This is a genomic window from Streptomyces sp. 7R007 (genome assembly GCF_054850255.1).
This window is the reverse complement of the sequence record NZ_JBTWMV010000209.1, coordinates 1-225: the sequence shown is the minus strand read 5'-3', so window position 1 is coordinate 225 and position 225 is coordinate 1. Positions and strand designations below refer to the sequence as shown.

Annotated in this window: 1 rRNA gene; it reads right to left on the bottom strand. The window is 55.1% G+C overall.

The features are described from left to right. A 23S ribosomal RNA gene (locus ACYF6T_RS44825) occupies positions 1 to 225 on the bottom strand; the annotation flags it as partial.

The window sequence follows — 225 nt, the reverse complement described above, 5'->3', positions numbered from 1 at the left end:
ATCACCAGGACTGGCCCCCCTTCTCCCGAAGTTACGGGGGCATTTTGCCGAGTTCCTTAACCATAGTTCACCCGAACGCCTCGGTATTCTCTACCTGACCACCTGAGTCGGTTTAGGGTACGGGCCGCCATGAAACTCGCTAGAGGCTTTTCTCGACAGCATAGGATCATCCACTTCACCACAATCGGCTCGGCATCAGGTCTCAGCCACAAGGTGTGCGGATTT